Origin of the sequence: Paenibacillus harenae (assembly GCF_030812415.1) — a bacterium.
In the GTDB taxonomy this organism is placed as follows: domain Bacteria; phylum Bacillota; class Bacilli; order Paenibacillales; family Paenibacillaceae; genus Pristimantibacillus; species Pristimantibacillus harenae_A.
Genome location: NZ_JAUSST010000002.1, coordinates 382,112 through 396,299 on the forward strand (window position 1 = coordinate 382,112; position 14,188 = coordinate 396,299).

At 51.8% G+C, this 14,188-nt stretch carries 14 protein-coding genes; 10 read left to right on the forward strand and 4 right to left on the reverse strand.

Features of this window, described 5'->3' with window-relative positions; genetic code table 11:
• Positions 1-129 precede the first annotated feature (129 nt).
• The 5 genes from J2T14_RS06640 (at position 130) to J2T14_RS06660 (ending at position 7,277) form a co-directional block, all read left to right on the forward strand.
• Positions 130-1,023: a carbohydrate ABC transporter permease gene (locus tag J2T14_RS06640; protein WP_307203588.1), complete on the forward strand. Its 894-nt coding sequence runs from the start codon at positions 130-132 to the stop codon at positions 1,021-1,023.
• Complete coding sequence (locus J2T14_RS06645) at positions 1,016-1,840, forward strand: carbohydrate ABC transporter permease (protein ID WP_307469139.1); 825 nt, start codon at positions 1,016-1,018, stop codon at positions 1,838-1,840. The genes J2T14_RS06640 and J2T14_RS06645 overlap by 8 nt, the downstream gene beginning before the upstream one ends.
• A gap of 69 nt (positions 1,841-1,909) precedes the next feature.
• Positions 1,910-4,957: a glycoside hydrolase family 2 TIM barrel-domain containing protein gene (locus tag J2T14_RS06650; RefSeq protein WP_307469144.1), complete on the forward strand. Its 3,048-nt coding sequence runs from the start codon at positions 1,910-1,912 to the stop codon at positions 4,955-4,957.
• Positions 4,958-5,354: 397 nt separating this feature from the next.
• A complete protein-coding gene (locus J2T14_RS06655) occupies positions 5,355-6,533 on the forward strand; it encodes a MalY/PatB family protein (protein WP_307469148.1) in 1,179 nt (392 codons plus the stop codon).
• A 126-nt stretch (positions 6,534-6,659) separates the two neighbouring features.
• Positions 6,660-7,277: a DNA-3-methyladenine glycosylase family protein gene (locus tag J2T14_RS06660; protein ID WP_307203593.1), complete on the forward strand. Its 618-nt coding sequence runs from the start codon at positions 6,660-6,662 to the stop codon at positions 7,275-7,277.
• A gap of 4 nt (positions 7,278-7,281) precedes the next feature.
• Here the strand turns inward: J2T14_RS06660 and J2T14_RS06665 are convergent, their stop codons facing one another.
• The 4 genes from J2T14_RS06665 to J2T14_RS06680 all read right to left on the reverse strand — a co-directional run bounded on the left by J2T14_RS06665 (position 7,282) and on the right by J2T14_RS06680 (position 9,867).
• On the reverse strand, positions 7,282-8,103 hold the full coding sequence (locus J2T14_RS06665; RefSeq protein WP_307469151.1) for an SPL family radical SAM protein: 822 nt from the start codon (positions 8,101-8,103) through the stop codon (positions 7,282-7,284).
• On the reverse strand, positions 8,096-8,659 hold the full coding sequence (locus tag J2T14_RS06670) for a methylated-DNA--[protein]-cysteine S-methyltransferase (protein ID WP_307203596.1): 564 nt from the start codon (positions 8,657-8,659) through the stop codon (positions 8,096-8,098). Before J2T14_RS06670 ends, J2T14_RS06665 begins: the two co-directional genes overlap by 8 nt.
• Before the next feature lie 4 nt (positions 8,660-8,663).
• Positions 8,664-9,227 carry a bifunctional transcriptional activator/DNA repair enzyme AdaA gene (locus J2T14_RS06675; RefSeq protein ID WP_307470389.1) on the reverse strand — a complete coding sequence of 188 codons (564 nt, stop codon included), beginning with the start codon at positions 9,225-9,227 and terminating at the stop codon, positions 8,664-8,666.
• A 193-nt stretch (positions 9,228-9,420) separates the two neighbouring features.
• Positions 9,421-9,867: a tellurite resistance TerB family protein gene (locus tag J2T14_RS06680; RefSeq protein WP_307203597.1), complete on the reverse strand. Its 447-nt coding sequence runs from the start codon at positions 9,865-9,867 to the stop codon at positions 9,421-9,423.
• A 168-nt stretch (positions 9,868-10,035) separates the two neighbouring features.
• Between J2T14_RS06680 and J2T14_RS06685 the strand changes: the two genes are divergently transcribed.
• The 5 genes from J2T14_RS06685 to J2T14_RS06705 all read left to right on the forward strand — a co-directional run bounded on the left by J2T14_RS06685 (position 10,036) and on the right by J2T14_RS06705 (position 14,114).
• Positions 10,036-10,455 (forward strand): BlaI/MecI/CopY family transcriptional regulator, encoded by a 420-nt coding sequence (locus tag J2T14_RS06685; protein ID WP_307203598.1) that lies wholly within the window; start codon positions 10,036-10,038, stop codon positions 10,453-10,455.
• Positions 10,452-11,327 (forward strand): M56 family metallopeptidase, encoded by an 876-nt coding sequence (locus J2T14_RS06690; RefSeq protein ID WP_307469154.1) that lies wholly within the window; start codon positions 10,452-10,454, stop codon positions 11,325-11,327. Before J2T14_RS06685 ends, J2T14_RS06690 begins: the two co-directional genes overlap by 4 nt.
• A 47-nt stretch (positions 11,328-11,374) precedes the next feature.
• Positions 11,375-12,091: a DUF3105 domain-containing protein gene (locus tag J2T14_RS06695; protein ID WP_307469157.1), complete on the forward strand. Its 717-nt coding sequence runs from the start codon at positions 11,375-11,377 to the stop codon at positions 12,089-12,091.
• 116 nt (positions 12,092-12,207) lie between these two features.
• The gene (locus J2T14_RS06700; protein WP_307203601.1) at positions 12,208-12,825 is read left to right on the forward strand and encodes a TetR/AcrR family transcriptional regulator; all 618 of its coding nucleotides are present in this window, start codon (positions 12,208-12,210) and stop codon (positions 12,823-12,825) included.
• Between the two features lie 104 nt (positions 12,826-12,929).
• A complete protein-coding gene (locus tag J2T14_RS06705; RefSeq protein WP_373458115.1) occupies positions 12,930-14,114 on the forward strand; it encodes a YhgE/Pip domain-containing protein in 1,185 nt (394 codons plus the stop codon).
• The last annotated feature ends 74 nt before the right edge of the window (positions 14,115-14,188 follow it).

Sequence of the window (14,188 nt, forward strand, 5' to 3'; positions counted from 1 at the left end):
CTGACGAACCTTTAGCAATAGAAAACAACGGCCTTGGACATCGGCTGCCGGCGGATAAGCGGGCGGCGGGTGTCCAAGGTTCTTTTAGAGAGACAGAAGGAAACAATGTTTGGAAGGAGATGACAGTACATGAGAGAAGCCAAAGCTGTAAACTTACGCAACAAAACAAACGTCGTTGGCTGGTCATTTATCGCGATTGCGGTCATTATGATATGCGCTTTTTACTTCTATCCGATGATTCGAGCCTTATTGATGTCATTTCAATCGGGTACTGGAACGAATCTGTCATATGTCGGTATCGACAACTATACGCGGCTGTTCAGCGATTCCACGTTTATTACGACTCTGACGAATACATTCCTGTATCTGATTGTGCAAGTGCCGATCATGATCGTGCTTGCGCTGTTTATATCCGTACTGCTGAATGACAAAGACTTGAAGCTGAAGGGGTTTTTCCGGACGGCTATTTTTCTTCCGGCGGTAACATCGCTCGTTGCTTATTCGGTTATATTCAAATATTTGTTCGGCGCAGACGGACTGATCAATGCGATGCTGCTTAAGCTGCATCTGATTTCCGTGCCGATTCAATGGATTACAGACCCGTTCTGGGCAAAAATCACGATCATTATCGCCATTACATGGCGCTGGACCGGTTATAACATGATCTTCTACTTATCGGCGCTGCAAAATATCGACAACTCCATTTACGAAGCTGCGCGCATCGACGGCGCTTCCTCGTTCAAGCAGTTTACGAAAATTACGGTACCGCTGTTGAAACCGATCATTCTGTTCACGTCGATTACGTCCACGATCGGTACGCTACAATTGTTCGATGAGGTCATGAACATTACGAAGGGCGGACCGGGCAACGCGACGATGACGCTCTCGCAATACATTTACAACCTATCGTTCAAGTACACGCCCGACTTCGGTTATGCGGCGACGGTATCGTATGCAATCGTTATTCTGATCGTTATCTTCTCCATCCTTCAGTTCAAATTGGCAGGTGATCGCAATGACTAAGCTCAAGCGGATATTTATATACGTATTTCTAAGCGCGTCGGCGATCGTTTCGATTTTCCCATTCCTATGGATGATCACTAGCTCGACGAACCGTTCCATTGATGTAACGAAGGGCAAGCTGCTGCCCGGCAAATATTTGTTAGAGAACTTGGACAAAGCATTTAACGACGTGGACATCCTGCCGGCGCTGCTTAATTCGGCGAAAATTTCGATTTTGACAACCTTGCTTGCAATGTTGATCGCGTCGCTTGCTGGATACGGTTTTGAAATATTCAAGAGCAAAGCGAAGGATGTCGTGTTCAGCATCCTGCTGATCTCGATGATGATCCCATTCGCGGCGCTTATGGTGCCCTTGTACCGCATGTTCGGTACGATATCGCAGACCGTTCCGATCTTGGGCATCGATACGATCTCGTCCGTTATCCTGCCGACCGTAACGACCGCGTTCCTGATTTTCTTCTTCCGCCAGAGCACGAAGATGTTTCCGAAGGACATGCTTGAAGCGGGCAGAATCGACGGCTTGAACGAGCTTGGCGTCTTCTTCCGCATTTATGTGCCGACGATGAAAACATCCTACGCGGCGGCGGCGATCATTACGTTCATGTCGAGCTGGAACAATTACTTGTGGCCGCTCGTCGTGCTGCAATCGCCGGAGAAACGGACGATTCCGCTTCTTATCTCCAGTCTGGGTTCAAGTTACGCGCCGGATTACGGCGTCATTATGACCGTCATTCTGATCGCGACATTGCCGACAGCCATTGTGTTCTTTCTGATGCAGAAGCACTTCGTGGCGGGCATGACGGGATCGGTTAAATAGGTAACCGGCCGACAGAAGGCGACCATACATCTAAAGACAGAGTCAGCGAGATAGGAGAGGTTTGTCGATATGAAAGCAACGAAAGCAAGCTTGGACTGGTTGAGCGATGTAGCGGTATTCGCCGTGAATCGGCTGCCGGCCCATTCCGACCATAATTATTATGCAACACTGAAGGAAGCGCAGCGCAAGGAATCGATGCCGTGGAGGCATTCCTTGAACGGCGCTTGGAAATTTAATTATGCGGCGAACCCGGCCAGCAGGCCGGTTGATTTCTATAAAACATCGTTCAGTTGCGAAGGATGGAACTATATCGAGGTGCCCGGCCATATTCAACTGCAAGGTTACGGCCAGCCGCAATACGTGAACACGATGTATCCGTGGGATGGTCATGAGGACTTGCGTCCGCCGCAAATTTCATCGGATCATAATCCGGTCGGGAGTTATGCAACATCGTTCGAGGTTCCCGGCAATATGGCTGGAAAACCGTTGTTTATTTCGTTCCAAGGCGTTGAGACGGCTTTCTACGTATGGCTGAACGGCGAGTTTGTCGGTTACGGAGAAGACAGCTTCACGCCGTCGGAGTTCGAGCTGACGCCTTTCGTGAAGGAGGGCGACAATAAGCTTGCCGTTGAAGTATACCAGCGCAGCACGGGAAGCTGGCTGGAGGATCAGGACTTCTGGCGTTTCTCCGGCATCTTCCGCGATGTGTATCTGTATACCGTACCCGAGGTTCATGCGCAGGATGTCTCGTTGCGAATGGAGCTTAACGATTCATATGACAACGGTTCGTTGAACGTCTCGCTGGCGTTCCGCTCGGTAGTGCCGTCAGGAACGAAGGCGGTTCTGGATTTGTACGACGCCAGCGGCGTGTTGATCGTATCGGAAGTGATTGTCCTTGACGGCTTGGAGTCTGAACGCACTTCGCTTCAAGTGAAAAACCCTTCGCTGTGGAGTGCCGAACGGCCTTATTTGTATAGCTTGTATATTCGAATTGTGGGCGCGGACGGCAACGAGATCGAAGTCATTCCTCAGCGAGTCGGCTTCCGCCGTTTCGAGATGGAGGACAAGATCATGAAGCTGAACGGCAAGCGCGTCGTATTCAAAGGCGTTAATCGCCATGAATTCAATAGCCGCCGCGGCCGTGCGATTACAAACGAGGATATGCTGTGGGATATCAAGGCGCTAAAGCGCAACAACATTAACGCCGTACGGACTTCCCACTATCCGAATCAAAGCTACTGGTATGAGCTTTGCGACGAATACGGCGTCTACGTTATCGACGAAATGAACCTGGAGACGCATGGCTCATGGCAGAAGATGGGTGCGGTCGAACCGTCGTGGAACATTCCCGGTAGCAAGCCGGAATGGCAGGACATCGTAATGGACCGCGCGATCTCGCTCTACGAGCGCGACAAGAACCACCCTTCGGTCATCATTTGGTCGCTTGGCAACGAATCCTACGTCGGCGACGTGCTCGTGAACGTTGCGCGATATTTCCGTACGGTCGATCCGAGCCGCCTTGTTCATTACGAAGGCGTATTCTACGATCGGGCATTTACCGAAGCGAGCGATATGGAGAGCCGGATGTACGCGAAGGTCGCCGATATAGAGGAATACTTGAATAACGATCCGGACAAGCCGTACATTAGCTGCGAATACATGCACGCAATGGGCAACTCGCTGGGCGGCATGCGAAAGTATACGGATTTGGAGCAGAAGTATCCGATGTACCAAGGCGGCTTCATCTGGGATTACATCGATCAAGTGATCGTGAAGGAAAACCGCTATGGCGACGAATTCCTCGCTTACGGCGGTGATTTCGACGATCGTCCGACGGATTACAACTTCTGTACGAATGGCATCGTCTATGCGAACCGCGAGCTGTCGCCGAAGATGCAGGACGTTAAATTTTTATATCAAAATGTGAAGCTTGCACCGGAGCGCGACGGTTTGCTCATACGCAACGATAATCTGTTCGAGGATACGGGTGCTTTCGCGCTTGAGATCGCGCTGTTCCGCGAAGGCATCGAGGTTCATCGCTTCGAGGTGGAAGCGGCAGTAGCGGCAGGGAACGAAGCGCGTATCGCCTATAATATCGAGGAGCAAGTCGGCGAGCCTGGCGAATATGCGGTTCATGCTTCCTTGAAACTGAAGCAAGCTACGCTTTGGGCGGAAGAAGGCTACGAGATCGCGTTCGGCGAGCATATCTTCAAGGTTGCCGGTCAAGCTGTTGACGCAGCTGCGGCCCATGGCAAGCTGAGAGTTGCGAACGGGGACGTGAACATCGGCGTGCATGGCCGGAATTTCCGCATCATGTTCTCGAAACAGGCGCATACGATGACTTCGATCGTATTTGACGGACGCGAGATGATCGCCGCTCCGCCTGTGCCGCTATTCTGGCGGGCGACTACGGACAATGACAAAGGTTACTCCCAAGGCTTTGATTCCGGTCTATGGTATGCGGCGAGTCTTACCCGCAAAAGCGTCGGCATCGACGTGTCGGAGGCGAAGGACGGCAGCGCCATAACGGTAGCATACCGGTTCCGCTTCTCGATCAGCGAGACGGCGGAAGCTAAGATCGCGTATACGGTGAATGCGAACGGATCGGTTCGCGTTCAAGCGGAGTACAAAGGCGCGCCTGGACTGCCTCGTCTGCCGATCTTTGCCGTGTCGTTCAAGGTAAAGGCCGATTACGACCAGTTGGAATGGTACGCGATGGGCCCAGAGGAAAATTACGCGGACCGCGCGAACGGCGCTCGTCTATGCGTATTCGAGAACACGGCGGCCGACAACGTGGCAGCATACGCGGTTCCGCAGGAGTCCGGCAACCGTACGGGCGTCAGACGTCTAAGCGTAAGGAACCGGGACGGACACGGACTTCGCATCGTCTCGAGCGGCGAACCGGTCGAATGCAACGTATCGCCGTATACGGCATTCGAGCTGGAGAATGCGCAGCATCATTACGAGCTGCCGGAGGTTCACTACACGGTAATAACGGTCGCAGGGCGCCAGATGGGCGTCGGCGGCGACGACAGCTGGGGTGCTCCGGTGCACGAGGAATACACGATCTCTGGCGAGCAGGATCTCGCGTTCGAGTTCACGATTGAACGGGCATAAATGGATAAGATGGCGGTGCAAGGGTTTCCTTGTACCGCTTTTTTGTTTCGATTTTTTTTGCTTGCCGTACGTTGCTATACTGGATTTCTGCAGGATAGAGGCCTCTTATGAGGCTTCCTCAACCGCTATATTGGATTTTTGCATCAACTTTATTCTTGAACGGTCAACAAAGCGCTTTCCGGCGGAAAGTTAATGCACATATCCATTATAGGCTTGGAAAGACGTTCCAATCGGCGAAAGTTGCTGCAATAATCCAACATAGCCGCTAACACAGGGAACCTCAGCTGTTCAGAGCAGCAGATCAAAAACAATGAGGGCGGGGCCTCCGTCCTCTATTTTCTTTTGCACCCAGAGGCTCTATGATAGAGACATACCTTGGAAAGTTAGGTGATATCTTTTGGCAAAATCATTCGGGTTCGATAACCAGATAAATAGAACAAATACGCGCTCCTATAAATGGGATTATGCAGAAACGTTGTTCGGCGCGAAGGATCTTCTGCCGCTATGGGTAGCGGATATGGATTTCCTAACCGCACCCGCAATCACCGAACGTTTGGTCCAGCGCGCGCAGCTAGGCTCGTATGGCTATGCGGTACGTACGGACAGCTACCTCGACGCAATCGTGAGCTGGTATCGCCGCCGGCATGAATGGACGATTCAGTCCGACTCGATCGTGGACTCTCCCAGCGTCGTCACTTCGCTGAGCCTTGCGGTTCAGCTGTTCAGCGAGCCAGGCGATCAGATTGTTATTCAGACGCCGGTCTATTATCCGTTCTACGAAGTGATACGCGGCAACGATCGGGTTGTTGCGGCAAGCCGGCTGCGCATAGAGAACAATCGCTATGAAATGGACTTCGACCATATGGAATCGTTATTTCAAGGCGGGGCGAAGCTGCTGCTGCTATGCAGTCCGCATAATCCGGGAGGCCGCGTCTGGAGCGAGGATGAGCTGCGCCGGCTTGGCGATCTTTGCCTGCAGTATGGCGTTCACGTTGTATCCGACGAAATACATGGCGATCTCGTTCATCCGGGACGCCGTCATCTTCCTTTCGCATCGTTGTCGCCGGAGATTGCCGAGATTACGATTACTTGCCTATCGGCAACGAAGACGTTCAATCTTCCGGGCCTTCATACTTCCTTTATGGCCGTATCGAATGTCGAAGCCAGACGGAAGATCAATCAGCGAATGAAGCTGCTTGGCCTAAGCAATGCGGGCCACTTCGCCCAAGACGCGGTGGAAGCGGCCTTTAATAAAGGGGAAGCATGGCTTGACGAGCTTCTCGAATACATCGGGGAAAATATCGCGTTCGCGCGTCAATACTTGAGCAAACAACTGCCGCAAGTAAAGCCGATGATCCCGGATGCGACCTATCTGCTATGGGTGGATTGCCGATCGCTCGGTCTGGATTCGAAGGGCTTGAAGGAGCTCATGTTCCATCAGGCGAAGGTGGCGTTCAGCGAAGGCTCCGGCTTTGGCGAGGACGGTACGGGATGGCTGCGCATTAACGTTGCCTGTCCAAGGTCGCTATTGGCGCAGGCGCTTGAGCAGTTCTGCGAAGCGGCACGGAAGCTGTAATTATGGATCGATCGTCCCGCTGCTGAATATCGAAATGTTGCTATTCCATTCGAAGGCTCCCACAACGGGCTTCGGGCGAGTTATAGTGTAGGAGCAGCAACAAAATAGAAAGAGGAGGCTCATTCATTGGTGAACGCGGCTATTAACTATTTCGAATACGGGCAACGCGAGATCGATTATTTGACCAATGCCGATCCCGTGTTAGGAGCGGCTATCGAGCGTCTGGGCAAACCTGAGCGTGAGATTATCCCAGATCTGTTCACGGCCCTTGTGAATGCAATGGTCGGTCAGCTTATTTCGGTCAAGGCCGCCGATGCGATATGGGGCAGAATGCTGGAGCGTCTCGGCTCGATGACGCCGCAGCGTGTGGCGGAGCAATCGGTAGCCGACATCAAGGGCTGCGGTCTATCGCTCAAGAAGGCGGAAAACATTCATGCGATTGCTTCTTCTATTATGAGCGGCGAGCTGAATCTCCACGAGCTGACTGCGTTGCCGGATGCGGAGGTAGCCGCGAAGCTTACGTCACTCAAGGGCGTCGGCCATTGGACGGCAGAGATGCTGCTTATCCACGCGCTCGAGCGACCTGACGTTGTCAGTTGGGGAGACGCGGCGATTCGCCGCGGCATGATGAGGCTGTACGGCTTAAGCGAGCTAACGAAGCAGCAGTTCGAGGAATACCGCAAGCTTTACTCGCCCTATGGCTCGGTCGCCTCGATCTATTTATGGCAGCTATCGGCAGATTAACCATTTACGGCTCAAAGCCTTTCTGGCTAATATACACTTGTTCCTCCGGAAATTCCTCTATGAATCGGTCATAGACGATCCGATAAGCGCCGGGCTTGTACCAATCCTCAAGTCCGAGCCGCTTATAGATCGCTTCCACTCCGATTTTCCTCGTTCGTTTGCCTCCGCTGCCGTCGCCCATGAAATAATCGTCGATGCACACACGATTAACGAGCGGCTTCAGCAGCTTCGGAAACCGCCCGCTGCTTGGAAGCAAGGGCGCGATAGTCGCTTGCGCCGGAATACCGGCGTCGGCGAGCAACTGCAGCGTCTTCAGCCTTGCGGCAATCGGAGGGGCTTCGGGCGTGAACTGCTTGCGAATGTGTTCGAGATCCGTCTCCACCGTCATGCTGATTCGGACTTTATCGCCTAGCTGCGCGAACAAATCGATGTCGCGGCGTACGAGCGGGCTTCGCGTCTGTACAAGCACGAAGTCGGGCGGCTCGTCGACCATTGCCTCGAGCAAGGAGCGGGTGACTCGCTCCTTGTATTCGGCCGGCTGATAAGGATCGGTACTTGTCGACATAAAGATCGTGACAGCGCCTTTGCGTTTGGCAAGAGCGAGTTCCTTGCGGAGCAGCTTCGCGGCGTCCTGCTTAATATCGACCCATGTTCCCCATTGCTCTTGACGAAAGAGCGAAATCGGCATTTGCCGCACGTAGCAGTAGGAGCAGCTGAATGAGCAGCCTGCGTAAGGATTGAGCGTATGGCTGAATCCGGATAAATAACCTGTCCCTTTGTTAAGGATCGTCTTCGGATAGGTGTAAGTGTGCGATTCATTAGCCATGAACGACGTTTTCCTTCTCCGTTGTAACCTCGGCGCCGAAGCGGTTCTTCTCCAGCGTCAGCAACGCCGACTTCATGGCAATGCCGCCTCGAAATCCGGTTAGCGAACCGTTCTTGCCGATAACCCGATGACAAGGGACGGTAATAAGGACTGGATTCGCTCCGATGGCCGTACCAACAGCACGCACGGCAGATGGTTTGTCCACGCGGTTTGCAATATCCGAATACGAAGCGGTATGACCGTACGGAATCTCGCACAGTTCTTTCCATACAGTTAACTGGAAAGGGGTTCCTTGCAGGTCGAGCGGCATGCCGAAGCTGTCTTGCGTGCCTTGCAGATAGGCGATCAATTCCGTTTTGTAAGCTTGCAGCATTTCGTCATCGCGGATGAGCTCGCTGCCCGGGAATTTCTTGCTTGCCCACATGGCTATCTCATCAAGGGGTTGATTCTGCGAACCTATATAGCACAGTCCCGCAGTCGTTGCCGCAAGATGAAGCTTCCAATCGTCTACGGATAGTAGCGACCAATAGATAATCGTATTGCCGTTAGCCTTCATAAATTTAATCCCCTCTCTTATGCTGCCGCCGATAGCTGGCAGGGGTGCAGCCGACTTTCTGTTTGAACAGGGTAACGAAATATGGCGTATTCGTCATGCCGACCTGCGAACCGATTTCGGCTATTTTACGATCGGATCGTACGAGCAGCGTCTTGGCATGCTGAATTCTTAGGTCTTGAATGTACTCGGTTGGCGTTATTCCGCTAATTCGTTTGAACGTTCGCTGCAAATGATAGGGGCTGCTATGGCTGGTGTCGGCAAGCAGCTCCAGCGTCAAGTGCTCCTTATAATGGCTGACAATATAGTCGGTTACATGACCGATCCATTCTTCGTCCGGCAGTTTCTCGCCTGTCGGCTTGCATCTCTTGCAAGGCCGGAATCCGCCGGTTAATGCTTGCTCGGCCGTCAGATAGATGCGAACGTTTTCCTTCTTCGGCGGTTTGGATTTACAGGATGGACGACAGAAGATGGACGTCGTCTTGACCGCGTACCAGAACTTGCCGTCGTAATCCGCATCGTTATGAAGGATCGCCTGCCACTTCTCTTCCGTCAACCTTTCTTGCACCATGCTTACCGCTTGGTCCACCCCATCGTCGTGCTCCTCATTACGAGCTCTCATCCATCTCACCTCTGGCTTTAGTATACCCTCTAGGGCAGCCCACTGTACGCGATTTCCGATATAAAAGCAAGATAACGTAATTCAGGGGGCAGAAAGAGCCCCGTACGCAAGTTGGCGCACGGGGCTTGTTCCATGTATATTCCTACAGGTTGAATTCGCTAGGATTGAGGCCAAGCGCGTTGCAAATATCGGCTACGGCCGCTTTCTCGTGCGGATCGAAGTTGCCGTCTGCTGCGCCGATCGCGCTGCATACGCCGACGATTACGCGGGCGACATCTGGCTTGCCGCGGAATTTTCCGATTGCTTTCAGCGCTTCTTGCTTGCCGATCATGCCGTCGAATTCAATATTGCTAGCGAAATGGTTGAAGCGGTTAATGACATCGCCCATGTCGAATACTTTTAATTCCTCGCTGCGGCTTATGTAGCCCGACATTTTTTGTTTCTCGGCGGAATCAATCGAACCGTCGGCTCCGGCGACAATTGCGCATCCTGCCACGACAGCGTCCAGGAAATCTTTATTTTTGAATTTTTTAACTTGATCGGTCAGCCCTTGCTTGCTGCTTTGCAGCCAAGATTTAAATGTGCTCATTGTGGTAAGCCTCCTTAGATTTGTTATTTTCTATTGTAGTAGTATTGGAGGGTGGTTTGCAAATTTCGGTGTATTTTGTCGGAAGAGGGTGGCGCAATGCTACTAAATGGAAGGCGCTTGAATTTGCGAGCCTGGTTGCACTATAATGTGTAGTGGAGGGAGACGTATATGAAAATCAATCATTTTAAATACGATGAAATCGGCTTAAACCGATTTTTTGGCTCCTTGGAAGCGAAGGTCATGGAGCTCTTATGGAGTGCGGATGGGGACCTTAGCATTAAGGAGGTTCAGTTCCGTCTTGAGAAGGACAAGCCGGTCAACTTCAACACGGTCATGACCGTCATGAACCGGTTAGTGGACAAAGGCATTTTGCAGAAGAGGCATCAAGGCAGGCTTTCCTTGTATCGCCCGGTTCAATCGAAGGAAGCCTTCATCGACGAACAATCGAGGAAGCTGACCGAGAACCTGCTCGACGAGTTCGGTGGAGTCGTGATCAACCATATGCTCGATGCGATCAAAGAGGTTGACGAGTCGTTGATTCAGAGGCTGGAGGCTAGACTGCAGCAGCTTAAGAAGGACAGCCCATGACGAGTTGGAAGACGAAGTCGAATATCGTCCTGTCGTTAAGCGTGCTTATTGCTTTGGTCGTGCTTGGGCAAATCGGTATGTATGCGACTCATCTTATGTTCGGCATGAACGTTCATTTGAATATTTTTGAGTTCTGTCTCAGCTTGTTCAAGCAGCAGTCATTCTATTATAACCTGATTACTTATGCGATGAACGCTTTCATCGTCCATATGCTGCTCATTGCCATCATCCGATTGGTCCAGCAATACATGCGCTTAACTCGCTTCAAAGCTGTTATGAAGTCGCTTCAACTGTACCTGTTGACTGAACAATTAGAGCAAAGATTCGATGTCTTGCCGCGAGCATCCATGATCGTCATCGAGCATGCGCAGCCGCTAGCGTTCACGATGGGTTTTCGAAAGCCGACAATCGTCTTGTCAAGCGGACTTGTCCGGCTGCTCGACGAGCATGAGCTGGAGGCCGTCATTATGCATGAGGCGTTTCATTGGCGCAACTATGACGCGCTGAAGCTGTTTGTTTTGCAGTTGATATCGCAATCGCTCTGGTTCATCCCGCTAACGAGATGGTCGTACGCCAACTACAAGATCATGTGCGAGCTCCAAGCGGACGAGCATGCGATCAAGGAGACGGGCTCGGAGCTGGGACTAGGGGGCGCCTTGTTGAAAATGGTGCATAGCAGCGGCGTCCTCCGCAATGTGGCGGCGGCAAGCCCCGTACTGGCTTCGTTCTCGGACGAAGCCATCAATTACAGGCTGCAGCAGCTGGTTGAACCGCGGAGAACGATTCCGCTCAAGCTGGAGACGCCAGCCATCGTTATTTCGGTATATGGATTGCTGCTCCTCATGTCGATGACAATACTTGCAATGACTTAATGAATAGAAAGGTCGTGTCGTGAACCATTATGGAAACACATATTAACATGCACAATCAAGGATCGGAATCGGCAATTTGGCTGTACATCGCCGGACTTATATTTATAATCGCAATCGTAAGCTATGTACTGGCTGCCCGCAAGAACAAGGAAAGCGCCAATCGGATGAAGAAGGAAGCGAGGAACGTCCTGAAGCAGACGGTCAAGAAGTTCCGCCTTGCCGGACATTTGCTTATCGTAGTCGCGCTTATTCTCGTATTCGTTCATTATTTGCCGAAATGGATGCAGACGTACGATGTGGCGGAGTTGAACTACGACATGCAGATCGAAGTGAAGACCGATGAGTATTTTGGAGCGGATCATACCGACAGCACGGTCAATTACGAAATGAAAATTCCTACGTCCGGACCGCATAGCCCGCATGATCTGAAGTTCGGTTTCTACAATGAACGGCCTGCCTTCGAGATGCTTGTCCATAATCTTGAACACGGCGACATCATTATTCACTACCGTCCGTCCGTTACTCATGACCAAGTGACTTTGCTTCAATACTTGGCGAAGTTCCGCGAGGCAGGCGCAGGCGTGCTTGCCGTTCCTAACGATGAATTGCCGGAGGGCGCGGAGCTGGTCGTCACGGCTTGGACGAAGACGATGGAGCTCGACGGCTTCAATGAACGAGCGGTCGCCCAGTTCATTTACGACAATATCAACCGCGGACCGGAACAGATTCCGGCTAACATTCGCCAAGGCGGCGGAACGATGTAAACGGAATAGACGTCTGCCCGAGTGGCGGACGTCTGTTTTATGATTTGACATTGCTCCGTAATTAAAGCTATAATTCGTTAAACGATCGTTGAACGGAAAGGAGGCTCATGGCTGACATGGCTGGGAGCACACGTAAGGAACAAGCAGCCGAAACGAGACAGAAGCTGCTGGAGACAGCCAAGGCGCTTTTTGCCGAGAAAGGCTATCATGGCACTCCTGTACGTGCTATTAATCGGAATTTGAACATGGGAGACGGGATCTTATACCACTACTTTCCGGGCGGCAAGCGCGAGATTCTGTCCGTATTGATTCAGGAAAGCTTCGAGCGCCGTTTCATCGAAATATCGACCGTGAACAAGAACATCGAGCAATTGCCGATACGGGAAGCGCTTGTTGCGCTGCTTAGGCGGATGTACGAGTTGTTCATGGAAGATATGGACTCGGCACGTATTCTGGTGCGCGAAAGCGATGTGCTCGAGAAGGAAGAGCGCGACAAGCTTACGGGTTTTATTCAATCGCAGCAGTCGTTCTTCAGGGATTTCCTTCAAAGGCGGCATGAGCGGGGCGAAATTCGCGAGCTCAATTACAAACTCGCGGCGAAGCAATTTGTCGGCATGGGCATGCAGTTGATTCTTAGCGAAATTATAGGAATCGATTTTGTGCATGAACCCGATAAAAGCAGCTATATTAGAGAGATGGTCGATTTTACAGTTACCTTATGGGAGAATCCTTGAACACTGACAGTTAGCCGGCCGATGTTCAAGGATTTATTTAGACCATTAAATTGAGCGTACGTTCAATCAATGAAAATCGAACGCAGAGAGGGAGAACTTATAAGATGAGCATATTCAAAAACAAATTGACTTTATTGCTTCCGGTTATCGTTATTGTCGTTTTATTTATATTTAGCTTGACGGCTATTCCATCCATTAACCCTGCGCCGAAGCAATTGCCTGTCGCGATTGTGAATGAGGACGAGGGCGTCGATATTCCGAATCAAGGCAATGTCAATATGGGCGACCTCATCGTTCAAAATGCGCAAGCTGCCGCCAGCGGCACGGAAGCAGGCGAAGCTCCGATCAAGTGGATCGGCGTAGGCAGTGACGAGGAAGTTCAAGCAGGCCTTAACGATCAGCAATATTATGCAGCGCTCGTCATTCCTGCCGATTTCAGCCGCAATCAAGCGTCGCTGCGTTCACCAGAACCGACGCAGGCGCATGTTGCCATTTATGTCAATCAAGGCATGAGCACGATGGCTTCGACCATGGCGAGCCAAGTTCTCAACCAATTGGTTGACGGCATAAATGCGAAGCTGCAAGGCGAGCTTATCGCGTTCTTCGATGAGCAGGGCGGAACGATGTCGACGAAGCAAGCCGCAGCGTTCGCGGCGCCGATCGTCAAGGACGTAACGAACGTGAACGTAACGGGTGCGCATAGCGCGGGCGGCAACGCGCCGTTCTCGTTGTTCCAGCCGCTATGGATGGCGAGTATCGTCGGGGGTATTATTTTCTTATTCGTGAAAAAAAGCTTGAAGCTTACCTCCCCGATTGCCAAGCTAAAAGTGAATCTGGCTCAAGTGCTCTACGGCATCGTACTGGCATTAATTGCAGGCTACAGCTTCACATGGTTCGCGGATAACTGGGGGCTTAACATCCCGCGGTTCAATGAGACGGCGCTGTTCCTCGCGATCAGCTACATGGCTTTCTTCTTAATGATATCGGCGGTGTTCTCGTTAATCGGTATTAAAGGGATGGCAATCTTCGTCATCTTCTTGTTCTTTGGCGCGCCGCTGCTTAATATGCCTGCCGAGTTCCTGCCTTCGTTCTATCAAGACTATGTACTTACCTGGCTGCCGATGCGATTCATGATTGAGGGCCTGCGTGAACTGTTCTTCTTCGGACAGGGACTGTCGATGAACCATGCCACGACCGTTCTCGTCTGGCTCGCCGTTATAAGCATGCTCGCGCTGCTGGCATCCGCCTTCATTCCTTCCCGTCGGCGCGGCACGGTGAGCGAACAGTAACTTCGATAGGGTTGGGGCATAAAAAACAACCAAACCTTTCGTTTTTCGACTTCGCTCTTCGACAGTGTTTTTGG

What these genes read in the sequence shown, in the direction of transcription:
- J2T14_RS06675 (WP_307470389.1), bottom strand. Translation starts at nt 9,227, where the DNA reads ATGGTGCAAGAAAGGTTGACGGAAGAGAAGTGGCAGGCGATCCTTCAT.
- J2T14_RS06645 (WP_307469139.1), top strand. Translation starts at nt 1,016, where the DNA reads ATGACTAAGCTCAAGCGGATATTTATATACGTATTTCTAAGCGCGTCG.
- J2T14_RS06690 (WP_307469154.1), top strand. Translation starts at nt 10,452, where the DNA reads ATGACGAGTTGGAAGACGAAGTCGAATATCGTCCTGTCGTTAAGCGTG.
- J2T14_RS06700 (WP_307203601.1), top strand. Translation starts at nt 12,208, where the DNA reads ATGGCTGGGAGCACACGTAAGGAACAAGCAGCCGAAACGAGACAGAAG.
- J2T14_RS06695 (WP_307469157.1), top strand. Translation starts at nt 11,375, where the DNA reads ATGCACAATCAAGGATCGGAATCGGCAATTTGGCTGTACATCGCCGGA.
- J2T14_RS06685 (WP_307203598.1), top strand. Translation starts at nt 10,036, where the DNA reads ATGAAAATCAATCATTTTAAATACGATGAAATCGGCTTAAACCGATTT.
- J2T14_RS06640 (WP_307203588.1), top strand. Translation starts at nt 130, where the DNA reads ATGAGAGAAGCCAAAGCTGTAAACTTACGCAACAAAACAAACGTCGTT.
- J2T14_RS06665 (WP_307469151.1), bottom strand. Translation starts at nt 8,103, where the DNA reads ATGGCTAATGAATCGCACACTTACACCTATCCGAAGACGATCCTTAAC.
- J2T14_RS06650 (WP_307469144.1), top strand. Translation starts at nt 1,910, where the DNA reads ATGAAAGCAACGAAAGCAAGCTTGGACTGGTTGAGCGATGTAGCGGTA.
- J2T14_RS06670 (WP_307203596.1), bottom strand. Translation starts at nt 8,659, where the DNA reads ATGAAGGCTAACGGCAATACGATTATCTATTGGTCGCTACTATCCGTA.
- J2T14_RS06705 (WP_373458115.1), top strand. Translation starts at nt 12,930, where the DNA reads ATGAGCATATTCAAAAACAAATTGACTTTATTGCTTCCGGTTATCGTT.
- J2T14_RS06680 (WP_307203597.1), bottom strand. Translation starts at nt 9,867, where the DNA reads ATGAGCACATTTAAATCTTGGCTGCAAAGCAGCAAGCAAGGGCTGACC.